The following is a 24,277-nucleotide window of genomic DNA, read 5'->3' as shown; positions in this document are numbered from 1 at the left end:
TTACGCTCAGCGATGATCCTCCGACCACGAACAACGGTGATGGAATGTCGAACGAGAGCTCCTCGCCCGACGCGACTCAGGAAGCGGCCGACACCGAGGCCGCGAGCAGTCCGTGGGCACGCCCCGAGCAGGCCCCGCCTGCCCCGGCGGAGCTTGCCCACGCAGTGACCCCGGCAGCGGCGTCCAGCAGCCAGGACGAGCCTGCGGAACCGGCACCGATCGAGGCGGCAGAGGACACGGGGCCCATCGCCGAGCCCATCCCCGAGGCGCCCGCTCCGGTGCTCGCCGATGGCGAGCCGGCCGCGTCCGAGGTGGAACCGACGCCCGAGAACGCCGTGGCCGTCGAGGAGGCACCAACCCTCGAACCCACGCCGGCACCCGGTCCGACCGCGCCGGTCGAATACGCGACCAGCTCCGACCCCACCGCCCCCGTGGTGCGCGTGGTCACCGCGCCGACAGCGCCCCGCGACGACACCGACCTCATCCCGCTGCTCCCCGCACCCCAGCCGCCGGGGCCGGGAGCCGGGAACGTCGGCGGCTGGGCCGCGGCACCCCAGCCCGGACAGCCTGCTCAGTCCGGTCAGCCCGGCTACGGCAACGGCGGCCAGCCGGTCTGGAGCCAGCAGGTCACCGGCCCGTTCGTGCAACCGGCCCCACCGACCGCGCCCTTCGCGGTGCCGCCATCGCCCGACCCCCGGTTCCTCCCACCGGCCGGCAAGCCACCACGACACATCGGCCTGGCGACACTCGCGGTGATCGCACTCGTCGCCGCGCTGATCGGCGGCGCGGTCGGCGGCGTCGTCGGCTCGTCATTGGCGTCCCGCAACCAGGCCGCCTCGCCTTCACCCAGCGTGCTCGGCGACCCGTTGCCACCGGCCGCCGCCGGCCCGCCCGGCGCGATCGAGCAGGTGGCGGAGCGGGTGCTGCCCAGCGTCGTCCAACTGCGCACCGATGGCCCGCAGAGCAGCGGCGAAGGCTCCGGAATGATCATCTCGCCGGACGGGCTCCTGCTCACCAACAACCACGTCGTCGAGGAAGCAGCCGTCACCGGTGGCCGGATCACCGCCGTCTTCCACGATGGCGTCACTGCGCCCGCCCGGATCGTCGGCCGCGACCCCAGCTCCGACCTCGCACTCGTCCGCGCCGACGGCGTCACCGGGCTGCGCACCATCGAGCTCGGCAACTCCGACTCCGTCAGGGTCGGCCAGCAGGTGATCGCGTTCGGCTCGCCGCTGCGCCTCGGCGGCACCGTCACGGCCGGCATCGTCAGCGCGCTCGACCGCCCGGTCAGCGTCGGCGGCGACCAAGGCGCCAGCGAACAGACCGTCCTCAACGCCATCCAGACCGACGCCGCCATCAACCCCGGCAACTCCGGTGGCCCCCTCGTCGACCTGGAAGGGCGCGTGATCGGCATCAACTCGGCCATCGCGACGACAACCGCGCAGGGCGGCTCGATCGGCGTCGGGTTCTCCATCCCGATCAATCAGGCCAAGCGGGTGGCCGACGAGCTCGAACGCACCGGGACCGCGTCCCGCGCCGTGCTCGGAGTTCGGGTCGAGGACGACCTCGAGCTCTCCGGCGCGCGGGTCAGGACCGTCGAACCCGGCGGCGCCGCCGAGGCTGCCGGCATGCGTGTGGGCGACGTCGTGCTGTTCTTCGGCGGCAAACGGATCCTCGCCGGCGACGGGCTCCAAGCAGCTGTGCGCTCGCGAGCACCGGGGGAGACCGTGGAAGTCCGGCTGGTCGACCGCACGATCAACGTGACGCTGAAGGCCGCCTGACCGTCCCCGAGCACCCCTCTGTCCGGTGTGGATGAATGTCGACCCCGTTCGGCTGCTTCCGGTTGACGCACACAGCACAGGGTGATTCGGTCGTCCGCAGTCCCTACTCGTGGTGCCCCACGAGCGGGGACATGGTCCGCGTCGGCGCCGGTACCCCCTCCCTGCGCCGGCGCGGGCTCCCGCTCTTACGGTCCAGTGACACGCCGCCGCCGGGAGCACTGCACGGCATAGCCTCGTCCCGTGACCGATCGCCTGCTCGCGCTCGTCGTCGACGACGACACCACCGTGCGTGACGTCGTCGGCCGCTACCTCGACCGCGCCGGATACCGCGTCGACGTCGCCAGCGACGGCGAGCAAGCCCTGCGGACGATCGCGACCAGCCCACCCGACGTCGTCATCCTCGACCTCATGCTGCCCCGCCTCGGCGGCCTCGAGGTATGCCGGCGCCTGCGCAGCAGCAAGATCGACATTCCGATCGTCATGCTCACCGCACTCGGCGAAGAGGAAGACCGGGTGCTCGGGCTCGAACTCGGCGCCGACGACTACGTCACCAAACCCTTCAGCCCACGCGAGCTCGTGCTCAGGGTCGCGTCCGTGCTGCGCCGCTCCCGCGAGCTCCCCGTCCGCGACGCCGGCATCGAACCCGTCGTCGACGGCGACCTGCGCGTCGACATCCCCGGCCGACGCGCGTCCCTCGCCGGCCGCGAGCTCACCCTCACCATGCGCGAGTTCGACCTGCTCGCCTTCCTCGTCCGCCGACCCGGACAGGCCTTCACCCGCGCCGAACTGCTCGAACGGGTCTGGGGCTGGGACTTCGGCGACCAGTCCACCGTCACCGTCCACGTCCGCCGCCTCCGCGAGAAGATCGAGCAGAACCCCACCGAGCCCACGCGGATCAGCACCGTCTGGGGAGTCGGATACCGCTACGACCGGGCCGCCGAATGATCAGCCAGTTCCTCTCGGTCGTCCCCGTCGCCGTCATGCTCACCGTGCCGGTCGCCGCCGTCGGCGCCATCCTGCTCGCCCGCATGCGACAACGGTCGATCACCGCGGCCGCAACTGTGCTCGTGCTGGTGCCCGTCGTCGCCACCCTCTGCGGCGTCATCGGGACCAGCGGGTTCATGTACACCCCGCAACTCGCCCAGACCGCCACCGTCTGCGTCGTCGTCGCACTCGTCACCGCACCCGCCGCGATACTGCTCGGCCGCGGCATCGCCAACGACGTCATGTGGCTGCACGAGGCACGCGCCGCCGAACGCGCCGCCGAAGCCTCACGCCGCCAACTCGTCGCCTGGATCAGCCACGACCTGCGCACCCCGCTCGCCGGGATCAGAGCCATGACCGAGGCACTGTGCGACGGCGTCGTCGCCGACCCCGAAGACGTCGCCGACTACGCCAAACGGATCAAGGGCGAGACCGAACGGCTCTCCGCGATGGTCGACGACCTCTTCCAACTCTCCCGGATCACCTCCGGCGCACTCCGGCTCACCCACTCCGCCGTCCCCCTCCACGACGTCGTCTCCGAAGCCGTCGCGGTCGAAGGCGTCACCGCAGCCCGCAAGGGAGTCGACGTCCGCGCCGACGAAGACAGCATCTGGCCCGTGGTAAGAGGCAGCGACCCCGAACTCGCCAGGGTCGTCCGCAACCTCCTCTCCAACGCCATCCGCCACACCCCACCCGACGGCGCCGTCGTCGTCGCAGCAGGAGAAACCGACGGCCGAGCCTGGCTCCGCGTCGACGACGCCTGCGGCGGAATCCCCGAAGACGACCTCGACCAACTCTTCGACGTCGCCTTCCGCGGTGCCGAAGCCCGCACCCCCGACACCACCCCCGAAAACAACACCTCCGGCAGCGGCCTCGGCCTCGCCATCGCCCGCGGCCTCGTCGAAGCCCACGACGGCACCATCACCGCCCACAACCACGGCCCCGGCTGCCGCTTCGAGATCCACCTACCCCTCGCCACCCCCACCACCTGACCCGCCGCCCGCCGCTCTCCCTGGGCCCCGCCCCCCGCCCCCGCCCCTCCCTCCCGCGCGCGGTGCGCGCTCACCCACCCCCCACCCCACCCCGCCGGCGTCGACCGGCTTTCGGCCGGGACGCCGTGACGGCGCGCCCCACCCGGGCACGGCTAGGAGCCGCCATGGAGCACGCTGAACTGCAGCAGCGCCCTCTAGCAGATCCGCCATGCGGTACACGCATTCCGGCCGCCCCGAAGCCCTCCGACGGCCCCCGCTACGGTGAGCCCATGGAGATGGCGCCACCGCAGATCGGCCGGGCACTCGTCGTGGTGGTCGACGACCGAGTCAGCCACGGCGAACGGGAGGACTCCATCGGGCCGCTCGTCACCGAGCTGCTCGAAGAGGCGCGCCTCGTCGTCGACGCCGTTGTCGTCGTGCCGGGCGACCCGGTGGCCATCCGCAACGCGCTCAACACCGCCGTGATCGGTGGTGTCGACCTCGTCGTGACCGTCGGCGGCACCGGAGTCTCTCCCCGTGACGTCACCGCCGACGCAACCGCGGGCGTGCTGGACCGCCCGATCCCCGGTATCGCCGAAGCCATCCGCGCCTCCGGCCTCGCCGCCGGTGCCGTCGACGCAGGCCTCTCGCGTGGACTGGTCGGCGTCTCCGGCAGCACGCTCGTGGTCAACCTCGCCTCCTCACGCGCCGCGGTGCGTGACGGGATGGCGACACTCACTCCTCTCGTCGCTCATGTGATCTCGGAGCTCTCCGGGCTCGACTGACCGCGAGTGCGTCAGTCCTAGGAGCGGGGCGGCTCGGTGCCCCCGCTCGTCTTGGGCTCGTCGCTCCCCGTGGTCGCTGCAGTCTCCGAGGCGGGCGCCTCGGGTGTGGTCGTCGCCGGCGTCACCGGTTCACCCGCCTGACCCGGAACGTCCACCGGCTCGGCCGCGGCGCTAGGCGTTCCCGTCGGCGGCGGCGGGACGTCGGCAACGGTCGGCTCGGCAGGGCGGGCCTTCTCGAGCGTCTCGCCGACCTTGGTCGAGATCGACTCGATCTGATCGTGGTAGCGGCCTCCAGTCACCTTGTCGATCCCCGCCGCAGCTGCCTCCACGGCCTGACCGGCCAGCTCAGCGGCCTTGTCGAGGTACTCGGGCGCATGCTCCCGAGCCGTCTCGAACAGCTCCGCGGCCTTCTCCCCGGCCTTCTCCGCAAACTCACCTGCCTTCTCCAACGCGGTGTCGGTGAACTCCTTGGCCTTGTCCGTAGATGCCATGCCGCTCATCGTGGCACCGGTGCAGGATGGAGCGGTGCAGGAAATACCTGATCGGCTGCGCCGACGCCTCGATGAGGTCTTCGGCGACGTGCTGCCCACCACCACACGCGACGAGCAGGACGACCCCACCCCGCAGGACGTCGACCGGGACGACGCCGACCTGCTCGCCGACCGCCCTCCGCACCACGACCGCGAACGCTGACCCTCGACGCCGACCCCGACCCCGACGCCGACCCCGACCCCGACCCCGACCCCGACCCCGACCCCGACCCCGACGGTCGGATCACGGCGGCCCGCGCATCGTCACCGCAACCTGCTCGGTCAACGCTGCCGCCGCGACCTTCGCCGCGGTCGCCCGTGGCATCGCCACCAGCACCAACCGCCCGCGGGCCCGCGCATCCTCGGCCAGCACGGCCAGGACCACGGCATCCGATGCGAGGACAACGGCCTCCGCGTTGCGCTCGCCGAGCGTCACCACATCGACCCGGCTGCCCGGAAGGAGGAGCGACGCAACACCGGCATCGGCAAGCCGGACCGGAACGGCAGCACCGAGCACTCCCGCGCTCGACAGCGGCCCTGCACCCACCAGGCGCGCATCGGTGATCGGCTCGCCGGCCCGCGCCGCGCCCACGAGGACGTGCCCCACCGCCGCGGCGGTATCCGTGAGCGCACCGGCCGGCGCCAGCTCGCTCGGCCAGCTGCGGACCACGACAGCTGCCGCGTCGATCGTGGCACCGGGCGCGATGTCGACAGCGGCCACCACGAGGTCGACACCCGCCGAACCCGGCCGAGGCAGCAGCGCCAGCGCAAGCGCCATCGCGGCGAGCACAGCCGCGGCCGACCGTCGGAGGACGGCGATGCGCCGCCAGCTCGGCCCACCCATGCGGCGGGACAGACGGTCGCGGAGTGCGGGGCGGAGGGATGAGGCCATGCCGACGACGCTATGGCGTGGCGGGGGGTGCGCCCGGGGGAGTTGAGAACTGTGGATAAGTGGGGGCCGATGTGGACAACTCCGGCGGCAGGAGCACGGGCCGCCTGGAGTTGTCGGTGGGGTGTGTCAGGATGCGGCGGCGGCCGGTGCGCTGCTCGACGACGAGCTCGACGACGAGCTGCTGGAGCTGCTCGACTCCGACTTCTTGTTCGACGAGCTGCTGCTCTCCTTGCTGCTCGACTCGCTCTTGCTCTCACCCTTGGCGACCGAACCGCTGCCCGATCCCGAACGGCTGTCGGTGCGGTAGAAACCGCTGCCCTTGAAGACGATCCCGACAGACGAGAAGACCTTGCGCAACGGACCCGAGCATGCCGGGCACTCCGTCAACGCGGTATCGGTGAAGGACTGCACTGCCTCGAAACGGTGATCACAGGCGGTGCAGGCGTACTGGTAGGTCGGCACGTGTCCCTCCGGACTGGCACTCGAACACTCTGAGTGCCAGCATAACCCGTCCCACCTCTCAACTGTTCCCCAGCGGCGTGATCCCCGCCTCCGCCAGCAATGCGGCCGTCACCGGATGGTCGTGATCGTCCGACGGGAGCTCGTCCACCAGCTCCTCGTCGTTCAGCACCACCACGAGCGGCGCATCAGGGGACGCGAGCGGCAAAGTCCGGTCGTAATAGCCGCCGCCACGCCCGAGCCGTCGCCCGGCCAGATCAACGGCCAACGCCGGGACGAGCACCAGCCCCGCATGCGCGATCATCGCAGGTCCCAGCCGTCGACCGACCGGTTGGAGCAATCCCAGCGGACCGCTGGCCAACGCGTCGAGCCCGTCGAACCGGGCCCATTCGAGCGGACCGGGCCGAGCTGGGACAACGGGCAGCAGAACGGTGTGTCCGGCCTCGCGCAACGCCTCCACCATCGCCGGAGAACCGGGCTCGATGTCCACCGGGAGATAGGCGCAGATCGGTCCGAGAGAGCGATCGGCGAGGCTCACCGCACCCGTCGTCAACATCGCCGCACGAGCCGCCCGGATCGATGTCGGCAGCGCTCGACGGGCCGCGAGACAGTGTCGTCGCCAGAATTCCTTCTGGGCGCGAACAGAAAGCGCATCGAGTGGAGGTTGTCCGCCAGCGCGTGCCGTCACACGGCCACGCTACCGGCGCCGATAGGCTCGCCAACCATGAGTGAGTCGCCCGCTTTCCGTTCCGCCGTCGTCCCGGCCGCCGGCCTGGGCACCCGGTTCCTCCCCACGACCAAGACCGTGCCCAAGGAACTGCTGCCCGTCGTCGACACACCGGGTATCGAACTCGTCGCAGCCGAAGCGGCACAAGCGGGCGCCGAGCAACTGCTCATCGTCACCTCACCGGGCAAAGACGCCGTCGCCGCGCACTTCGCCGATTCGTCGGAGCTGGAGAAGACACTCGCCGCCCGCGGCAAGGACGCGCTGGTCGCGAAGGTGCGCCGCGCGCACGAGCTGCTGGATGTGCGCACCGTCACACAGGATGAGCCGCTCGGGCTCGGGCACGCCATCGGCTGCGCACGCACCGCACTCCAGCCCGACGAGCAGGCCTTCGCCGTCCTCCTGCCCGACGACCTCGTGCTCCCCACCGGCGTCCTCACCAAGATGGCCGAGGTCCGCGCGGCCTTCGGCGGCAGCGTCCTTTGCGCGTTCGACATCCCGCGCGAGGAGATCTCCGCCTACGGCGTCTTCGACGTCACCGACACCGACGATCCCGACGTCAAGGGCGTCCGCGGCATGGTCGAGAAGCCACCGGCCGCCGAAGCCCCATCGACGTTCGCCGCAGCCGGCCGCTACCTGCTCGACGTGGCGGTCTTCGACGCGATCGACCGCATCACCCCCGGCGCCGGCGGCGAGCTGCAGATCACCGACGCAATCGCATTGCTGATCAAGGAGGGGCACCCCGTGCACGTCGTCGTGCACCGCGGCGGCCGGCACGACCTCGGCAACCCCGGCGGCTACGTCAGGGCCTTCGTCGACTTCGCGCTGGAGCACCCCGACTACGGTCCCGACCTCCGCGCCTGGCTCGGCGCGCGCCTGGACGGCTGACGACCCGTGCGGTCGGTCGACGAGCAGCTCGAACGGGTCCTCGGATCCGCGATCCGGCCTGCCCCGGTCCGGCTCGCGATCTCCGACGCCTACGGCTTGCGGTGCGCAGAGGAGGTCGTCGCCTCCCGGCCGCTGCCGGGCTTCGACATGGCAGCCATCGACGGCTACGCCGTCCGCAGCGTCGATGTCGGCGGCGCCAGCGAAGAAGCACCCATCATGGTGCCCGTGGTCGGCGAGATACCCGCGGGGTCACGGCAACCACTGCGGCTGCAGCCCGGCCAAGCCGTGCGCGTCGCGGCCGGCGCCCCACTGCCCACACTCGCCGACGCCGTCGTCCCCGTCGGCCACACCGACGCCGGACCCGCACGGATCGCCGTGCACCGCGGCGTCCCCTCCGCCGCGTTCGTCCGCAGGATCGGGGAGGACGTCCAACCCGGCGACGTCGCCGTCCGCCGCGACTCCGTGCTCGGCCCCGCGCAGGTCGGGCTGCTCGCCGCCGCCGGCCGCGACAAGGTGCTCGTCCACCCCCGACCACGCGTCTCGGTGATCTCGGTCGGCGACGAGCTCGTCGAGCTGGCCAGAACGCCAGGCGCGGGCCAGGTCGCCGACGTGTGCTCGCACGCCCTCACCGCGGCCGCCCGCGAAGCAGGCGCCGAGACCTCCCGCGCGGGCCTCGTCCGCGGCGACGCCCGCGACATCGGCGCCGCGATGCAGGACCGCCTCCCGTTCAGCGACGTCATCGTCGTCTGCGGAGCCGTCGGCGGCCGAGCGGGCGCCGAGGTCCACGCCGCACTCGACGGCCTCGGCGACCTCGACACCACCCGTGTCGCCATGCACCCCGGCTCCACACAGGGGTTCGGCCGGATCGGCCCCGACGGCGTGCCGACCTTCCTCTTCCCATCGCACCCCGCCACCGCGCTGCTCCTCTTCGAGGTGCTCGTCCGCCCGCTCCTGCGGATCTCACAAGGCCGCACCGACCCGTACCGGCGCACCATGTCCGCCCGCCTCACCTCCCCGATCACATCTCAGGAGGGCAGGCGCGGCTACCTTCGCGGGCGGCTGCTGCGCGAACAGGCAAGCGGCGACTACCTCGTCCAACCACTCGGAACGGCCGGCATGCACCTGCTCTCCTCACTCGCCGACGCCAACGGGCTGATCATCGTGCCCGAGCACGTCACCGAAGCAACCGTCGACGAGCCGGTGACCGTCTCCTTCCTCCCAGCCCACTGAAACCGACCGTGGCACATGCGATGCCGGACCGCCCGTCCGGGCGACACCCCGGTTGGCCTGCGACGATCGGGTCGCTCCAACTCCCAGCGGGGCTCGTCGCGCTGCGCCCCGTCCGGCTCCGCGACGCCACCCCGTGGTCGACGATCCGCGTCCGCGACGAACGCCACCTGGCGCCGTGGGAACCCACCATGCCCGGCAGCTGGGCACAGCGGAACTCCGCCGCCGAATGGCCCGGCCGTTGGATGCAATTGCGATCAGCAGGCCGCCGCGGAGTGGCGCTGCCTTTCGCCGTGACCCTCGACGGTCGCTTCGTCGGCCACGTCATGATCGGCAACATCGTCCGCGAACCACTCCTCTCCGCCTACGTCGGATACTGGATCGACGCCCAAGCCGCCGGCAGCGGAATCATCACCGCAGCCGTCGCGCTCGTCGTCGACCATTGCTTCGGTCCCGTCGGACTGCACCGCATCGAAGCCACCGTCCGCCCCGAGAACGAAGCAAGCATCCGCGTGCTCACCAAACTCGGATTCCGCCAAGAAGGACTGCTGCGGCGCTACCTCGACGTCGACGGCGCCTGGCGCGACCACCTCGTCTACGCCGTCACCATCGAAGAAGTGCCCCACGGCGGCCTCGCCGGGCGACTCGTCACACAAGGACGAGCCCAACGCGCCTAGCACAGGAGTGAACCTCACAACGTCGGCGCGTCGTTGCCGCACGAACAACCCGCAGCTCACTACCTTTGTTGTGCCGACACGATCTTGACTGGGGAGACGGGATCGCGAACGGACTGCGCCGTGGGGGAGGAGGCAGCATGCCAAGCTCGATGATCTTCGCAGGACTCGTCGTGCTCTGGCTGCTCATCCTCGTACCCGCAGTCGCCCGACACCGCCAAGAAGTGGCGCGACCCAGCGTCGCCGCCCTCTCCGGCCGCGTGCTCGAACGACCGACACGGCGCCAGAACCTGGAGGTGGACGCCATGGACGGCGCGGAACGCGACCCCGAACCCGTCGACGACGAGCAGACAACACCCGAAGTGCTCGCCGAGGAACCCGACGAGAACGACGAAGCCGACGACCGTCGCTGGGAACGCCCCCCGCCCCGCTACCGTCCCGGCCGCGGCGGATTCGACCCCGCAGCAGCCGAAGCCGCAGCCCGCGCCCGCTACGCCTTCCGCCAGCGCGTCGTCCTCACCATGCTGATCGCCGCCGTCGGCACCGCCGTCACCGCCGCCGTCGCATTCCCCGACATCTGGTGGATCCACATCACCGTCGACGCCGCGCTCATCGGCTACCTCATCTACCTGCGCCGACAGGTCCGGCTCGAAGAAGCCATCAGAGATCGGCGCGCCGCACGCATGGCCGGCACCCGCCGCCCCTCCGCCGCCGACGACCCCGAACTCGACGAATGGGCGCGCCGCGGCCGCGAAGCCACCCGGCACCCCGTGACCGACGCCACGCCCGAGCACAACGACGTCACCGCCACCCCCGAACCCGTCGCCGACACCGCCGAACGACCCCCGGCCGACGCCGAAGCCGACGACGCCGAACCCGCGCTCCCGCGCCTCCAACCCGCCCCGCCACCACCCCTACCGGCAGGAACGGCACTCGTCGAAGGCTTCACCGACGACCCCGACCTGTACGAGCTCGACGGCCCCACCCGCCCCGACTACCGCCGTGCAGCCGGCGAATGACGGACTGCTAAAGTTCTTCACGTCCGGCACCACCGGACACCGGGGCTGTGGCGCAGTTGGTAGCGCGACTCGTTCGCATCGAGTAGGTCAGGGGTTCGATTCCCCTCAGCTCCACGCATGGGTGGCGAGTGCTCGTGGAGAGCACTCGCCTTTTGCGTTTCGCCTGCCTTCTGGGGGCCGAGCCCCCAGACCCCCAGCCGGCGGGGCTCCGCCCCCCGGACCCCCCGTTCCGCTTCGCTTCGCTCGCTTCTCCGGTGGTCACGTTTCGTTCATCGCGTTGCCTGGGGCCGCCTTGCTCGCTCCGCCGGTGGCCACCCCGGACTCGCCGTTCCGCTTTGCTTCGCTCGCTTCTCCGGTGGTCACCTTTCGTTCGGCGCCGTGCCTGGGGCCGCCTCGTTCGCTCCGCCGGTGGCCTCCCGGACCCGCCGTTCCGCTTCGCTTCGCTCGCTTCTCCGGTGGTCACGTTTCGTTTGGCGCCGTGCCTGGGGCCGCCTTGCTCGCTCCGCTGGTGGTCGCCCGGACCCGCCGTTCCGCTTCGCTTCGCTCGCTCTCCGGGGGTCGTTTTCTGCGCATCGGTTGATCGGCTCTCAGCGCGAGCTATCTGGGCGGTGCGTCGGGGGGAAGCGGGGGGACGCGTAGCGGGGCACGCCCGACGTCACCGGGTCCGGGGTGAAGTGCACGGTGCTCTCCGGGACGTTGACGGTGAGTTCGCCCGTCGGGGTGCCGTCCCAGTCGAGGCCCGGACCGTTGTAGCGGGGTGAGACCCGCATCCAGTAAATAGCGGACGTGAACTGGTAGCCGAGATGCGTCACATAGGTCGAGATGTCGGCGCGATCATTCCCAGAGCAGATCCGGTCACGTATCCGCACGTAGTTCGCCACGGCAGCGACAGCGAGGGCGTGCACCTGGTCGACGGCCTCCTGAACGGAGTACCGACCCGTGTCGAGAAGCGCCAGAACCGGATTGATCTCCTTGCTGTGGATGTCCTTCAGCAACCCGAAGATCCCGTTCTCCATGAGGAAGTAGTCGGCAAGATGCTGGTTGGCCTCGATCAGGTCCAACCGATCGGCGATGACATCGCTCAAATCGATCCCCAGTCCGTACTCCGTGAGTATCGGGACCCAGTCGCTGCCGCCGCTGGCACGGTGCAGATTCAGATAGGCCTCGAAATCGGGGATCCTCCCGTGGTGCCTCAACTCGTCCTCCGCAGGCCAGGTGGCCAGCAGTCGATCGATGACGCGCCGCATCCGCTCGTGCATCGCGCTGGACATGTCAGAGGCGAAGCGATCCCAGATGTCGGCGAAGGCCCTCGTCAGCGGACTAGCCCGATGAGCTGGCAACCGTCCGCCGTTCAAGATCGTGAATGCGGCGGTGTACGTGGAGCGCAGACCCCGTTCCGTGCTCGTCTCGGCACGGCGCCAGGCGACGGTGTCGTCGAAGGCCCAGATGAACATGTTCCAGTCCGCGAGGTTCTGAATGCGGTCATCCCGAGCGGTGGCGTGCCCCATGCAGGCCCACCAGGCGCACCGATAAGAAAGGAAGGTCGCCAGCTCGCCGTCGCTGAAACAATCCCCGAGCATTCGCCGGACCCACGACTCCGACTCGGCCTCGACCTCTACATGCCGAGGGTGGACGTACAGCGGCAGGAGATCTGGCATCCCCCTCATGTGGAAACGGAGCTCGCGTTGTAACGGGTCGAACCGGTCGGTGCGAACCGGTCGGCCCGCGATGGAATCTGGCGGTACGGTCATGCCGGCTCCAGGAGTTGGATTCGGCCCAATCAAAACGTGCCGGCCAGCGGACGTACAGCGGCTTGGCTGCCGCCGAACGTTTCACTGCGGAGCGTGATGCACAGCCGCCGACCGGGGAAGATCGGCGGCGACCTGTCAGTCAGTGGGGCGGCGGGCGCGGCCTTTCGGGCGCTCCAGTAGCCAGTCCGTGAGCAGCAGTAGGAGCAGTGGGCTGAGCCAGGGGCCGATGCTCAACGCGCTGTACTGCATCAACAGGTGACTCCCGCCGAACGTCGACTCCACTTGCGGCGTGAGCGCGATCGTCGCGACGATGTTGACGAGCCGGCTCAGCACGATCGACATGGTGAGCGCGACGCTGCGCGACATCCACCGCCGGTGATCGGCCAAGCGGCGCTGCCGGGCCATCCGGAACCCGGCGACGGTGACGACGACCCACACCGCCGACCCGGCGAGGTTGGCCACCTGCACGGACGGGCCGGCCGCGGTGTGCCAGCCGATGTACAACCCGAGCAGGCCCGCAGGCAGGACACCGGCAAAGACGTAGATCCGACCGGTGATGCGGTGCCCCCGCCTGTACCGCGCGCGGAACGCGGGCCAGATCTGGAAGCACGCCGTCGTCATGGCGACGGTGCCGAAGACCACGTGCGCGACCAGCAACGGGTAGTAGAGCCCGTTGCCCGCCGGCGGCTCCAGCCGCGACAGCGACGGGTCGAAGGTCAGGTACGGCGGCACCGAGAACGCCAAGAACACCGCGACCACCAACAGCAGCGGCACCGTCCAGGGACGCAGCCACGCCACCTTCCGGCGGCGAGGTACGACCCGGGGCGCCGGCGCGTTCGAGGTTGTCGTCATCACGCTCCTTCGAGAAGGGACTCAAAACTACGTACACCATACATTAAAACGTATGACGTACATAGTTTTAGGATGGGCCGATGGCATCACACGATGGCAAGGCCTCCGAGCTTCAGAGCAGCCTCACGCTGCTGTGGGCCGGACGTGCCCGCGGTCGGCGCGGCCCGCGGCCCCGGCTCAGCGTCGAGCTGATCGCGCAGGCCGCCGTCCGGGTTGCGGACGCCGATGGGCTGGAAGCGTTGTCCATGCAGCGGGTCGCGACCGAGCTCGGCTTCTCGACGATGTCGCTCTACAACCACATCCCCAGCAAGGACCTCCTGCTGGAAGTGGCCGCCGACGTCGGGGCAGGGGAACCGCCCGATCTCGACGGCGTCGACGACGTCCGGGTCGCCGTCCGGCGCTGGGTCGGCGCGCTCTGGGCCGGCTTCCACGCCCGCCCCTGGATGCTGCGGGTCCCGCTCGACCACACCCCCGTGGGCCCGAACCAGCTCGCGTGGCTCGACCGCCTGCTGCGGCCACTCCTGGCGGCCGGGCTGGCCGGCGCCGAGGCCAGGGCGGCAGCGCTGCACCTGACGGCGGTCGTCCGCGGCATGGCGCAGATCAGCATGGACATGACCAGCGCGAACAAGGCCGACGACGGGTTCCCGCGGACCGACTCCGACCTGGCGCGGGCCGTCGCAGAGCTCGTCGACCCGCAGGAGTACCCCGCATTGACCGCCGTCCACGAAGCCGAGACCGCGGGCGGCGTTCACCAACAGGCCGCGGGGGAGGGGCTTCCGTTCGAGCTCAGCTTCGGGGTCGACAGGTTCCTGGACGGCGTCGAGGGCTGGGTGGCCGCGAAGGACCGCTGAGCGGCGCAGCCGCTGGTCCGACCGGCCCAGTCGATGCGCTCACCCGAGCGGGACGGGAATCGGTCCGGCAGGATGCGCGGGTGCCGAGACTCCGCCGCGTCCTCGTACTCGCCGCATGCACGCTGGTGATCGTGTTCCTGGCCGGGCTGGCCATCGCCGACCCGTTCCACCTCCGCCACGCCCGCTGGTTCACCTCGGCCCTCGTGCTCCTCGCGATCATCCTCGTGACGGTCACGTTGCTCGTCGCGATCCGCAACGCCGTGCTGCGCGCGCTGATCGCCACGCTCGGCGCGGTCTTCGCGCTGGGCTGGAGCGGCCTCGTCTTCTACCTCAGCGACCTCGGCGACTACAACCGCGAGGTCAAGACCGTCGCCGACGGCGCGCGGCGGCTCGTTGTGCTCGAAGGCGCCCCCTTCGCGATCGACCCCGTCTACGCCGTCGTCGTACGATCCGGTGTAGGCCCGTTCGAACAGGAATCCCCCGTCTACCAGGGCGTCGAGGAAGGCCCGGAGCCCGTCGACGTCCGGTTCATCGACCCGAACACCGTCCAGGTGCTCACCGCGGCCGGCTGCGCGTTCCGCTCGGAGATCGAAGGCGTGACACTCGAGGCCCGCCCCGTCCACCGCCCGCTCACGGCCGCCGGCTGCTAGGGCGCACCCCAGGGGTGGGGAGGGCAGGAAAGCCACTTTCCTGCCCTGTGAGGGCCGGAAAGTGGCTTTCCTGCCCTCGCGTGGGAACGCACACATCCCGACGGGTGGTCGCGGCCTGGGTCGGGCCGCGGAGTTCGGGACGGCCGGCGAGCGGCACTTGTGCTACTCCTCGACCACGGCCTGCGCGATGCTGGTCGGCGGCACGAGGCCGGCGTCACCCGGCTGCAGTACCACCATCACGAACCGCACGGGCCCGTCGCCCTCTGCGTAGTAGCGGTGCGGCGCGTGCGCCTGGAACAGCACCGTGTCGCCCTTGCCCAGTCGCTGCACGGTCCCGCCGACGCGCACACCCAGCTCCCCGGAGAGCACCGACAGCACCTCCTGCGTTCCCATCGGGTGCGCCTCGCCGTCGAACCCGTCGCCCGGCTGCAACGTCCAGTCCCACAGCTCGACGACGTCCGGCGGGTCCGTGCCGATGCAGAACACCGCTGAGCTGCCCGCATCGCTGCTCCACAGCCGCGGCGCCTCCGACCCCCTCCGCACGACGACGCGCGGCTCCGCATCGCCGTCGACCAGCGACGCGACCCCCACGCGCAACGCCGCAGCCAGCGCGACCAGCGTCCCGATGCTGGGATTCGTCCGCGCCGTCTCGATCTGGATCACGGTGCCGCGGCTGACCCCGGCCGCCGCGGCGAGCCCGTCGATCGTCATCCGCCGCTGCTGACGCAAGGCCCGGACGTTCCGTCCGACGGTGACCGCGACGGCATCGGCTGGCTGCATGCCGGCCATTCTGCCGTACCTCCCCGGATATTCTGATGTACTTCCCGGTCGTTCTTGCCTAGCATCCAGTCAACTGGCCGTCACAGTACGGTCGACTGGACTCTTGGGGGGAACGATGGCGGTTCTGATCGCGTTGCCGGCCTCGATCGGCTACGGCATCGCCGACTTCGCGGGTGGGCTCGCGGCCCGTCGTGCCCCCGTGCTCGTCGTGACCGCTGGTGCACAGGCCGCCGGGCTGCTGGCACTCCTGCCGCTGGTCGGGCTCGTCTCCGGGACGCCGTCGGGCGCCGCGTTCCTGCTCGGCGCGCTCGGTGGGATCGCCGGCGCCACCGGCCTCCTGCTCTACCTGCGCGGCCTCTCGATCGGGCCGATGGGGGTGATCGCCCCGCTGTCGTCGGTCGTGGGAGCCGGGCTACCGCTCGTCGTCGGGCTGGCGGGCGGCGAACGCCCGGGCGTGTTCGCGCTGCTGGCCGTCTGCATCGCGCTGGTCGCGATCCTGCTGGCCACCGCGGGGTCGGCGAAGGGCAGCGGCGCCCGCCTCGGCTCGCTGTACGGGCTGGCCGCGGGGCTCGGGTTCGGGCTCTTCTTCGTGATGATGGACGCCACCCCGCCCGGCTCGGGACTGTGGCCGCTGCTTGCGGGGCGCATCACGTCCACGACCGTGCTCGTTGCGCTCCTGCTGGCCGGCCGGATGTCGACCGACCGGGCGACGCTCCGGGCGGCGTTGCCACTCGTAGCGCTCAGCGGCGCCGTCGACACCCTCTCCAACGTGCTGTTCCTCATCGCGACCAGGTTCGGCGACCTCGGCGTGAGCGCCGTGCTCGTCTCGCTCTACCCCGTCGTCGTCGTGCTGCTCGCCCGCATCGTGCTCAAGGAACGGCTCACCGGCATGCAGCTCACCAGCGCCGGGCTCGCGCTCGGCGCCAGCGTGCTCCTCGCCGCCACCGGCTGAGCGTCACCCCAAGGCGGGCGCCAGCCTGCGCAGGACGTCCATGCCGAGCGGCGGCGCCGGGTCGGGGCCGGCGACGCTGATGCAGACGTGGTCGGCGCCGGCGGCGAACTGCTGCCGGACCCGCTCGGCGATCGCGGCCTCGTCGCCGAACGCCATCAACGAATCCACCAGCCGGTCGCTGCCACCGTCGGCGAGGTCGTCCTGCGTCATCCCGGTCAGCTTCCTGATCTGCGCCCAGCGCGACGGCACCACGTCGGCAAACGCGACCCACGGCGCCACCGCGGCCCGCGCGATCGCGCGCGCCTCCGCCGGGTCGTCGTGCAGCACGACGTTGACGTGCGCCGCGAGCAACGCGTCCGGCCCGATCACCGAGCGAGCGAACGCCGTGTGCTCGACCGGGACGAAGAACGGGTGCGCACCACGTGTGCGTTCAGCGGCCAGCTCCAGCATCTTCGGCCCGAGCGCGGCCAGCACCCGCGGTGCCGGCTGGGCCGGAGCCGGCCCGGTGAGTTCGGTGGCGTCCATCGCGTCGAGGAACCCGCGCATCGTCTCGATCGGCGGGCCCCACTTCTTCCCGAGCTGCTCCGCGATCCGCGGCGCGCCGACCCCGAGCCCGAGCTGGAAGCGTCCTGGGAACGCCTCGGCGAGCGTGCGCTCGGCCTGCACGAGCTCGACCGGGTCGTGCCGGTAGATGTTCGCGATGCCGGGGGAGACGGCGATCCGCCGCGTCGCCGCGAGCAGCAGGGCGGACTGCGTCGGCGCGTCGCGGCCCGCCGCCTCGCCGAACCAGATCGTGCCGAACCCCAGGTCCTCCATCTCCGCGACCGCATCCGCCACCGCGGGCCACGGCAACCGGTCGAACGCCCACGTCCACACCCCGACCCGGCCCAGATCAACCATCTCGACGAACCCCCTGCTCGCTATGATCCGCGGAAGAGGAGGCCTCCTCCGCTCCAGCGAGAGCGTACGGAGGCTCCCTCCGTTTCGGCAACCCCTGGAGTGCACATGGAGACCCGCCGCCGCAGCACGCGCACGGACGCGCGCCGCAACGAGGAGCGCCTGCTCGCCGCCGCGCACACGATGTTCACCGAGCACGGCACGGGAGCGTCGCTGGAAGAGATCGCGCGCCGCGCCGGCGTCGGGATCGGCACGCTCTACCGCGCCTTCCCGAACCGCGAGGCGCTGCTGGAGGCGCTCGTCCACGAGCGGTTCGAACGGCTTGCCGTCGAGGCCGAGGAGCGGCTGACGGAACCGGAGCCGCGCGCGGCGTTCGCCCAGTGGCTCAGCAGTTTCGCCGAGAGCAGCGCCACCTACCGCGGGTTGCCGGCCTCGCTCGTCGCGACGATGCGCGACCCCGGCTCACCCCTTTACGTCGCGTGCCACCGCATGCACGACACCGGTGTCGCGCTGTTCGACCGCTGCCGCGACGCCGGTACCTTCCGCGGCGACGTCCAGGCCGACGACGTGCTCGCGCTCGCGGCCGCCGTCGCCTGGGTAAGCAAGGAGGTCGAGGGCGACCCGGAGATGCCGGAACGGCTGCTCGCGCTCGTGCTCGACGCAGCTACTGGCGCCACGACGGCAGCCACAGCTGCGCGTCCCACATCTCCTGCGTGATCGGCACGGCGTTGAGGATCGGCCACAGCCACACGAAGTTGACCACCACCAGCGCCGTCCACAGCCCGACGACGAGCAGACCCGTCTGCCGCCGCTCCCGCGACGCCCCGGCCCGGCCGAGCACCTCGCCCATCACGATGGCGGTGGCCAGCGCCAGGAACGGCACCACCGGCGTCATGTAGAAGAAGTACATCTGCCGCTCGACGTTGATCAGCCACGGCAGGATGCCGGCCGCGTACCCGACGACGACGGCGGCATAGCGCCAGTCGAACCGCGTGGCGATCCGCCAGACCGCGAACCCGAGCACCGCGTAGGCCGGCCACCAGAGCGCGGGGGTGCCGAGCAGCATCACCGCGCTCACGCAGTCGTTCGCGCCGCAGCCGGTGACCTGCCCCTCGCCGGCGAAGTGGTACAGCATCGGACGCAGCCCCATCGGCCACGCCCACGGCTTCGACTCCCACGGGTGCATGCCCTGGCTCGTCGTGAGGCCGGAGTGGAAGGCGAGCACCTTCCCGCTGTAGTAGATCAGCCCTTCCAGGGCGTCGGGGATGAACGGGTTGGGGTTCTTGACCTTCCCGAACCGGTCGATGGCCGTGTCGCTGCCGAACCACGCCCACCACGACGCCAGGTACACCAGCAGCGGCACCACCACCAGCGGCCAGATCGCCGGCACCACATCACGCAGCAGCGTGCCGAGCCACGGCCTGCGCACCCCGGCCGTGCGGCGCGCCGAGAGGTCGAAGAGCACGGTGAGCAGCGCGAACGCGACCAGCCAGTACACCCCCGACCACTTGACCGCGCAGCCCAGCCCGACCAGCACCCCGGTGCCGAGCCGCCACCACCGCACACCGAGCCGCGGACCGTAGTCGTTGTCCCCGATCCGGCCCTCGGCCATGACGACGGCCATCCGGGCGCGCACGTCGTCCCGGTCGCGGATCAGCGTGGCGAACGCGGCGACGACGAACAGCGCGGAGAAGACGTCCAGCATCCCCATCCGCGACTGCACGTGCGACAACCCGTCGCAGATCACCAGCACCCCGGCGATGCCGCCGAGCAACGTCGAGCGGGTCAGCCGCCGGCCGACCCTGATCACGAGCAGCACGATCAGCACGCCCGCGAGCGCCGACGCCGCCCGCCAGCCGAAACCGTTGTAGCCGAAGGCCATCTCGCCGAGCGCGATGAGCTGCTTCGCGAGCGGCGGGTGCACGACGACCTCGTAGCCGGGGTTGTCCTCGAACCCGCCGTTGCGCAGCATCTGCCACGCCTGTGGCACGTAGTGCTTCTCGTCGAACACCGGCGTGCCGGCGTCGGTCGGGTAGCCAAGCCTCGCGAACCGGACCACCGCCGCGAACATCGTCAGCACGATCGTGACGACCCAGCCACGCAGCCGATCGGTCGGCGGACCGGCCCCGAGCAGCACGATCCGGTCGCGCACCGGCCGGCGCAGCGGCGGATCGGAGCCGACCGGCCGGTTGCCGACCGTCGGCCCTTCGTTCTTCACCAGGCGCGTCGGCACGCTCTCCCGCGCTCGCTCGACGGTGGCCACGGGACCCGATCGTAGGCTGGGTGCCGTGCCCCCCGAGTCAGCAGTCGGTCGTCTCGTGCTCGCGGCAACCCCATTGGGGCACGCCCGCGACGCATCCGCCCGGCTCATCGACGCCATCGCCACCGCCGACGTGATCGCCGCGGAGGACACCAGGCGCCTCCGCACGCTCGCCGCGGCGCTCGGCGTCGGGATCACCGGCAAGGTCGTCAGCCACTACGACGCCGTCGAGGCGGCCCGGCTGCCCGCGCTGCTCGACGACGTTCGCGCCGGCCGGACGGTGCTGCTCGTGACCGATGCCGGCATGCCCGCGGTGTCCGATCCCGGCTTCCGGATCGTCGCGGCGGCCGCGGCGGAAGGGCTGCCCGTGACGTGCCTGCCGGGCCCGTCCGCCGTCACCACCGCGCTCGTCCTCTCCGGGCTGCCGTGCGAGCGGTTCTGCTTCGACGGGTTCGCGCCCCGCCGCGCAGGCGAGCGTCGCCGCTGGTTGGAGACGCTGGTCGGCGAGTCGCGGGCGGTCGTCTTCTTCGAGTCGCCGCACCGGCTGGCCGAGACGCTCGCGGCCGCCGTCGAGGTGCTCGGCGCCGATCGTGGCGCCGCGGTCTGCCGCGAGCTGACGAAGAAGCACGAGGAAGTGCTCAGGGGCCCGCTCGCCGAGCTGGCGGCCTGGGCCGAGGAAGGGCCCGTCCGCGGCGAGATCACCGTCGTGCTGGCCGCCGCGGCGCCCTCGACCGCGCCGAGCGTCGCGTCGCTCGTCGGAGCCGTGCACGAACGCGTCGCCGACGGCGAGCGCCTCAAGAGCGCCGTCTCCGCCGTCGCCGAGGCCGCTGGCGTGCCCAAACGGGACCTCTACGCCGCAGCGCTCGTCACCAAGGAGTAACGAACTTCCCCACCGTTTTGCCAACTTGCACACGTTCAGAGGCGTGCAGGTTGGCAAAACGGTGGGCAACTTGCGGGCTGGGTGCGCCCGATCGAGTTGCCGCATTCACGTTCCGTTCATGGCGGCCGACGAGTATCCGGCCATGAGCGTGGCGGGGGGTCGCCGGTCCGGGCGAAGGATGCTGAGCTGGGTGCTCGCGCTGGCACTCCTGGCGGTCATCGGCTTCGTGGTGTTCCGGGACGTCGGCGCGCCCGCCCCACCCGCGGTCACCACCGTCACCGGGGTCATCGGCTCCGAGAAGCTCGCGTTCTTCGCCGACCCCAGGGTCAAGGACGTCTTCACGGCCAACGGCCTCGACGTCCGCGTCGACCCGGCCGGCTCCCGTCAGATCGCGACCACCGTCGACCTCGACGCCTACGACTTCGCGTTCCCGTCGAGCTCACCCGCGGCCGACAAGCTGCTGGCCGCGCACCCGGCCGCCCGGACGTACGCACCGTTCTCCTCGCCGATGGCCGTCGCGACGTTCGCGCCGATCGTCGAACTGCTCACGCAGGCGGGTGTGGTGGCGCCCGGCACCCAGACGTTCGACATGCGCCGCTACCTCGAGCTGACCTCCGGCAGCACCCGGTGGGACCAGCTCCCCGGCAACACCGCCTTCCCCGCACGGAAGAACGTGCTGCTCTCGACGACGGCGCCGTGCCAGTCCAACTCCGCCGCGATGTACCTCGGGATCGCCTCGTACGTCGCCAACAAGGAGTCCGTCGTCGGCGACACCGCCGCGGCCGGAGCCGTCCTGCCCGCCGTCTCGCCGCTCTTCCGCGACCAGGGCTACCTCCCGCCGTCCACGGAGGTCCTGTTCGAGGACTACCTCTCGGCCGGGATGGGCCGCGTGCCGATGGCGCTGGTCTACGAGGCGCAGTACGTCGCGGAGGCGCTCTCGCCCGACCCGGCGCTCCCGCAGGGCGCGACGCTGCTCTACCCCAGCCCGACGATCTTCTCCCGGCACACGCTGGTGCCGCTCAAACCGGCCGGCGACCGCATCGGTGAGCTGCTCACCACCAACCCCGAGTTGATCACGCTCGCGGCGCAGCACGGGTTCCGCACCCCCGACCCGCGTGCCTTCAGCGACGCCGTCACCGCGCGCGGGCTCCTGCAGCCGCCGACGCTGGTCGACGTCGTCGAGCCACCGTCGTACGACAACCTGGAGGGAATGTTGACCAGCCTGGGGTGCCCCGCGTGAGGCGCGTGCTGGCGGCGGCCGCGGTGCTGGCGGTCCTACTCGCCGGCTGCCAGTCGAGTCCGTCCGGTTCGACGCAGGGTCCGCGCGACCCCGAGCCCGGCCTGCTCAGGGTGCTCGCCGGCAGCGAGCTCGCCGACATGGCGCCGATACTCGACGAGGCCGCGGCAGCCACCGGGGTGCGGGTCGACCTCCAGTTCGCCGGGACGCTCGACGGCGCCGAGACCGTCGCCTCCGGCGCCGCCGCGCAGTCGTACGACGCCGTCTGGTTCTCCTCCAACCGCTACCTCGCGCTGCGGCCCAAAGCGCAGGCGAAGCTCGCGACGGCCACCGAGATCATGTCCTCGCCGGTTGTGCTCGGCCTGCGCCGATCCGTCGCCCAGCAACTCGGCTGGATCGGCCGCCCCGTCACGTGGTCGGAGATCGCCGAAGCCGCCGGAGCCGAACGGTTCACCTACGGCATGACCGACCCGTCCGCATCCAACTCCGGGTTCTCCACCGTCGTCGCCGTCGCGACCGCGCTCGTCGGCTCCGGCGCCGCCCTGACCGTCGAGCAGGCGGCGAGCACCGAACCCGCGCTGCGGTCGTTCTTCGCCGCGCAGACGCTCGCCGCGGGCTCCTCCGGGTTCCTGCAGGACGCCTACGTGCGCCGCGCCGCCGGCACCGACCCCGGCCCGGCGGTCGACGGGCTGATCAACTACGAGTCCGTGCTGCTCGCCATGAACGCCGTGGGCAACCTGCCCGAGCCGCTGGAACTGATCCGCCCCGCCGACGGCGTGGTGACCGCGGAGTACCCGCTCACCGTCCTCGCCGGTGTGCCCGACCGCGTCCGCGACGAGCACCGCAAGCTCACCGAGTACCTCCGCACCCCCGACGTCCAGCGCGCGATCATGGAACGCACCCACCGCCGCCCGGCCGTCCCCGGCATCCCGTTGGCAGCGGAGCTCAACAGCCCGACAACGCTCGTCGAGCTGCCCTTCCCCTCCACCGCCGGCATCGTCGACGTGCTCCTGACCAGCTACTTCGACAAGATCCGCCGACCGTCGCGCACCGTGTACGTACTCGACACCTCCGGCTCGATGTCGAAGGACGACCGCATCGGCCAGCTTCGCCGCTCGCTGGCCGGGCTCGCCGGCGCCGACACGTCGCTCACCGGGCAGTTCCGCCGCTTCCGCGGCCGCGAAGAGGTCTCGCTGCTGCCGTTCTCCAGCGCGCCGGCCCCCGTGCAGACGTTCACGATCAAGGAGGACGACACCGGACCCGACAGGCAACGGGTCGCCGACGCCGCCCAGCAGCTGGTCGCCGGCGGCGACACCGCCATCTACGACAGCCTCGAAGCGGCCTACCGGCTCGCCGGCGAGCAGATCCGGGCCGAGCCCGACCGGTTCACCTCGATCGTCCTGATGACCGACGGCGAGAACACCTCCGGCGCCGACCTCTCCGCGTTCCGCTCCTATATCGGAACCCGGCCGCCCGAGCTGCGGGGGGTGCCCGTCTTCTGCATTCTGTTCGGCGAGAGCGACAATGCCGAAATGGCCGAGATCGCCGCCTTGACCGGCGGCCGCACCTTCGACGCGCGAACCACGTCGCTACCGGAGGTGTTCAAGGAGATCCGTGGGTACGTCTGAGCGGATCCGGCGCTACCTCACCTCGCGCAAGAACATCGCGGGGATGGCGGGCGCGGTGCTGGGCACCGGCCTGCACGTCGCCGGGCTCATCGGCGACATCTGGCCGGTCGTCGCGGTCGGGCTGTACGGGGTCGGCGCGCTCGTCGCGCCCGCCGACCCGCGGAACGAGGCCCCACGGCTGACCGACGCCCTCCGCGACGACGGCGAGCAGCTCGGCGAGGGCACCGCGGCCCGCGGGCGCGACCTGCCCATCGGAACCGTCGAGGCCGTCCGCCGCATCCTCGACGTGCTGCGGCTCGTGCTCGACCGCCTCGACGAGGTCGCCGACCAGCCCGCCGACCGCGCCGCCGCGCCCGAGCGGCTCGCGATCGTCGCCGAGATCATCCGCGTCGATCTCCCGGTGTGCCTCGACACCTACCTCGGGCGGTCCCCGTCGGCGTCGGCGGAGAAGGCGGCCGCCGAGCTCGTCACCCAGCTCGACGTGATCGCGTCGTCCGTCGACCGGCTCGCCGCGGCCGTCCCCGACGTCCACGCCGAGCGGGCCGAAGAGCTCACCCGCCAGCTCAAGCAACGCCACGGGGAGCCTTGACGCTGGGCTCCCCAGG

General features: G+C 71.4%; 26 protein-coding genes and 1 tRNA gene. 18 read left to right on the top strand and 9 right to left on the bottom strand.

All coding sequences use genetic code 11. From position 1 onward, the window contains the following. Positions 1 to 44: 44 nt before the first annotated feature. The 4 genes from LL648_RS01555 to LL648_RS01540 all read left to right on the top strand — a co-directional run bounded on the left by LL648_RS01555 (position 45) and on the right by LL648_RS01540 (position 4,521). Positions 45 to 1,781, top strand: a complete 1,737-nt coding sequence (locus LL648_RS01555; RefSeq protein ID WP_232660537.1) for a S1C family serine protease — start codon at positions 45 to 47, stop codon at positions 1,779 to 1,781. 240 nt (positions 1,782 to 2,021) lie between these two features. After that, positions 2,022 to 2,726 carry a response regulator transcription factor gene (locus LL648_RS01550; RefSeq protein WP_232660536.1) on the top strand — a complete coding sequence of 235 codons (705 nt, stop codon included), beginning with the start codon at positions 2,022 to 2,024 and terminating at the stop codon, positions 2,724 to 2,726. Further along, complete coding sequence (locus tag LL648_RS01545; protein WP_232660535.1) at positions 2,723 to 3,757, top strand: sensor histidine kinase; 1,035 nt, start codon at positions 2,723 to 2,725, stop codon at positions 3,755 to 3,757. Before LL648_RS01550 ends, LL648_RS01545 begins: the two co-directional genes overlap by 4 nt. A gap of 275 nt (positions 3,758 to 4,032) precedes the next feature. Continuing rightward, positions 4,033 to 4,521 carry a MogA/MoaB family molybdenum cofactor biosynthesis protein gene (locus LL648_RS01540; RefSeq protein ID WP_374111973.1) on the top strand — a complete coding sequence of 163 codons (489 nt, stop codon included), beginning with the start codon at positions 4,033 to 4,035 and terminating at the stop codon, positions 4,519 to 4,521. Positions 4,522 to 4,538: 17 nt separating this feature from the next. Here the strand turns inward: LL648_RS01540 and LL648_RS01535 are convergent, their stop codons facing one another. Next, positions 4,539 to 5,012 carry an antitoxin gene (locus LL648_RS01535; RefSeq protein ID WP_232660533.1) on the bottom strand — a complete coding sequence of 158 codons (474 nt, stop codon included), beginning with the start codon at positions 5,010 to 5,012 and terminating at the stop codon, positions 4,539 to 4,541. A gap of 19 nt (positions 5,013 to 5,031) precedes the next feature. On the opposite strand from LL648_RS01535, the gene LL648_RS01530 reads away from it, so the two are divergent. After that, entirely contained in the window at positions 5,032 to 5,214 is a 183-nt protein-coding gene (locus LL648_RS01530; protein WP_232660532.1) for a hypothetical protein, read from the top strand. An 81-nt stretch (positions 5,215 to 5,295) separates the two neighbouring features. Here LL648_RS01530 and LL648_RS01525 read toward each other — a convergent pair whose 3' ends face one another. The 3 genes from LL648_RS01525 to LL648_RS01515 all read right to left on the bottom strand — a co-directional run bounded on the left by LL648_RS01525 (position 5,296) and on the right by LL648_RS01515 (position 7,090). Further along, complete coding sequence (locus tag LL648_RS01525; RefSeq protein ID WP_232660531.1) at positions 5,296 to 5,943, bottom strand: SAF domain-containing protein; 648 nt, start codon at positions 5,941 to 5,943, stop codon at positions 5,296 to 5,298. 126 nt (positions 5,944 to 6,069) lie between these two features. Further along, positions 6,070 to 6,405, bottom strand: a complete 336-nt coding sequence (locus LL648_RS01520; RefSeq protein ID WP_232660530.1) for an FmdB family zinc ribbon protein — start codon at positions 6,403 to 6,405, stop codon at positions 6,070 to 6,072. A 58-nt stretch (positions 6,406 to 6,463) separates the two neighbouring features. Next, the gene (locus LL648_RS01515) at positions 6,464 to 7,090 is read right to left on the bottom strand and encodes a 5-formyltetrahydrofolate cyclo-ligase (RefSeq protein ID WP_232660529.1); all 627 of its coding nucleotides are present in this window, start codon (positions 7,088 to 7,090) and stop codon (positions 6,464 to 6,466) included. 36 nt (positions 7,091 to 7,126) lie between these two features. On the opposite strand from LL648_RS01515, the gene LL648_RS01510 reads away from it, so the two are divergent. The 5 genes from LL648_RS01510 to LL648_RS01490 all read left to right on the top strand — a co-directional run bounded on the left by LL648_RS01510 (position 7,127) and on the right by LL648_RS01490 (position 11,048). Then, a complete protein-coding gene (locus tag LL648_RS01510; protein ID WP_232660528.1) occupies positions 7,127 to 8,014 on the top strand; it encodes a UTP--glucose-1-phosphate uridylyltransferase in 888 nt (295 codons plus the stop codon). A 6-nt stretch (positions 8,015 to 8,020) separates the two neighbouring features. Beyond that, positions 8,021 to 9,244, top strand: a complete 1,224-nt coding sequence (gene glp, locus LL648_RS01505) for a molybdotransferase-like divisome protein Glp (protein WP_232660527.1) — start codon at positions 8,021 to 8,023, stop codon at positions 9,242 to 9,244. A gap of 20 nt (positions 9,245 to 9,264) precedes the next feature. Then, a complete protein-coding gene (locus tag LL648_RS01500; protein WP_232660526.1) occupies positions 9,265 to 9,918 on the top strand; it encodes a GNAT family N-acetyltransferase in 654 nt (217 codons plus the stop codon). A 137-nt stretch (positions 9,919 to 10,055) separates the two neighbouring features. Continuing rightward, a complete protein-coding gene (locus tag LL648_RS01495) occupies positions 10,056 to 10,934 on the top strand; it encodes a hypothetical protein (RefSeq protein WP_232660525.1) in 879 nt (292 codons plus the stop codon). A gap of 41 nt (positions 10,935 to 10,975) precedes the next feature. Further along, positions 10,976 to 11,048: transfer RNA gene (locus LL648_RS01490), tRNA-Ala, on the top strand. 473 nt (positions 11,049 to 11,521) lie between these two features. Here the strand turns inward: LL648_RS01490 and LL648_RS01485 are convergent. Continuing rightward, the gene (locus LL648_RS01485; protein ID WP_232660524.1) at positions 11,522 to 12,685 is read right to left on the bottom strand and encodes a terpene synthase family protein; all 1,164 of its coding nucleotides are present in this window, start codon (positions 12,683 to 12,685) and stop codon (positions 11,522 to 11,524) included. Between the two features lie 135 nt (positions 12,686 to 12,820). Beyond that, entirely contained in the window at positions 12,821 to 13,537 is a 717-nt protein-coding gene (locus LL648_RS01480; RefSeq protein ID WP_232660523.1) for a DUF2306 domain-containing protein, read from the bottom strand. 80 nt (positions 13,538 to 13,617) lie between these two features. Here LL648_RS01480 and LL648_RS01475 point away from each other — a divergent pair, with 80 nt between their 5' ends. Both LL648_RS01475 and LL648_RS01470 read left to right on the top strand, forming a co-directional pair. Beyond that, on the top strand, positions 13,618 to 14,388 hold the full coding sequence (locus LL648_RS01475) for a TetR/AcrR family transcriptional regulator (RefSeq protein ID WP_232660522.1): 771 nt from the start codon (positions 13,618 to 13,620) through the stop codon (positions 14,386 to 14,388). 80 nt (positions 14,389 to 14,468) lie between these two features. Next, positions 14,469 to 15,038: a hypothetical protein gene (locus LL648_RS01470; protein ID WP_232660521.1), complete on the top strand. Its 570-nt coding sequence runs from the start codon at positions 14,469 to 14,471 to the stop codon at positions 15,036 to 15,038. Positions 15,039 to 15,200: 162 nt separating this feature from the next. Here the strand turns inward: LL648_RS01470 and LL648_RS01465 are convergent, their stop codons facing one another. Next, on the bottom strand, positions 15,201 to 15,818 hold the full coding sequence (locus LL648_RS01465; protein ID WP_232660520.1) for a helix-turn-helix domain-containing protein: 618 nt from the start codon (positions 15,816 to 15,818) through the stop codon (positions 15,201 to 15,203). 115 nt (positions 15,819 to 15,933) lie between these two features. Here LL648_RS01465 and LL648_RS01460 point away from each other — a divergent pair, with 115 nt between their 5' ends. Beyond that, complete coding sequence (locus LL648_RS01460) at positions 15,934 to 16,770, top strand: DMT family transporter (protein WP_232660519.1); 837 nt, start codon at positions 15,934 to 15,936, stop codon at positions 16,768 to 16,770. Positions 16,771 to 16,773: 3 nt separating this feature from the next. Here LL648_RS01460 and LL648_RS01455 read toward each other — a convergent pair whose 3' ends face one another. Further along, on the bottom strand, positions 16,774 to 17,670 hold the full coding sequence (locus tag LL648_RS01455; RefSeq protein ID WP_232660518.1) for a TIGR03620 family F420-dependent LLM class oxidoreductase: 897 nt from the start codon (positions 17,668 to 17,670) through the stop codon (positions 16,774 to 16,776). Positions 17,671 to 17,775: 105 nt separating this feature from the next. On the opposite strand from LL648_RS01455, the gene LL648_RS01450 reads away from it, so the two are divergent. After that, on the top strand, positions 17,776 to 18,384 hold the full coding sequence (locus tag LL648_RS01450; RefSeq protein WP_232660517.1) for a TetR/AcrR family transcriptional regulator: 609 nt from the start codon (positions 17,776 to 17,778) through the stop codon (positions 18,382 to 18,384). Here LL648_RS01450 and LL648_RS01445 read toward each other — a convergent pair. Continuing rightward, positions 18,332 to 19,900, bottom strand: a complete 1,569-nt coding sequence (locus LL648_RS01445; protein WP_374111972.1) for a dolichyl-phosphate-mannose--protein mannosyltransferase — start codon at positions 19,898 to 19,900, stop codon at positions 18,332 to 18,334. The two genes, LL648_RS01450 and LL648_RS01445, sit on opposite strands and share 53 nt — an antisense overlap. 46 nt (positions 19,901 to 19,946) lie before the next feature. On the opposite strand from LL648_RS01445, the gene rsmI reads away from it, so the two are divergent. The 4 genes from rsmI to LL648_RS01425 all read left to right on the top strand — a co-directional run bounded on the left by rsmI (position 19,947) and on the right by LL648_RS01425 (position 24,261). Next, complete coding sequence (rsmI, locus tag LL648_RS01440) at positions 19,947 to 20,807, top strand: 16S rRNA (cytidine(1402)-2'-O)-methyltransferase (protein WP_374111971.1); 861 nt, start codon at positions 19,947 to 19,949, stop codon at positions 20,805 to 20,807. 118 nt (positions 20,808 to 20,925) lie between these two features. After that, positions 20,926 to 22,047, top strand: coding sequence for a hypothetical protein (locus tag LL648_RS01435; RefSeq protein ID WP_232660515.1), 1,122 nt, complete (start codon positions 20,926 to 20,928; stop codon positions 22,045 to 22,047). Beyond that, a complete protein-coding gene (locus tag LL648_RS01430; RefSeq protein WP_232660514.1) occupies positions 22,044 to 23,672 on the top strand; it encodes a substrate-binding domain-containing protein in 1,629 nt (542 codons plus the stop codon). Before LL648_RS01435 ends, LL648_RS01430 begins: the two co-directional genes overlap by 4 nt. Continuing rightward, the gene (locus LL648_RS01425) at positions 23,659 to 24,261 is read left to right on the top strand and encodes a hypothetical protein (protein WP_232660513.1); all 603 of its coding nucleotides are present in this window, start codon (positions 23,659 to 23,661) and stop codon (positions 24,259 to 24,261) included. The genes LL648_RS01430 and LL648_RS01425 overlap by 14 nt, the downstream gene beginning before the upstream one ends. Positions 24,262 to 24,277 lie beyond the last annotated feature (16 nt).

The organism is Pseudonocardia sp. TRM90224, assembly GCF_021245725.1.
GTDB lineage: Bacteria > Actinomycetota > Actinomycetes > Mycobacteriales > Pseudonocardiaceae > Pseudonocardia.
This window is presented reverse-complemented; position numbering and strand designations above follow the sequence as displayed.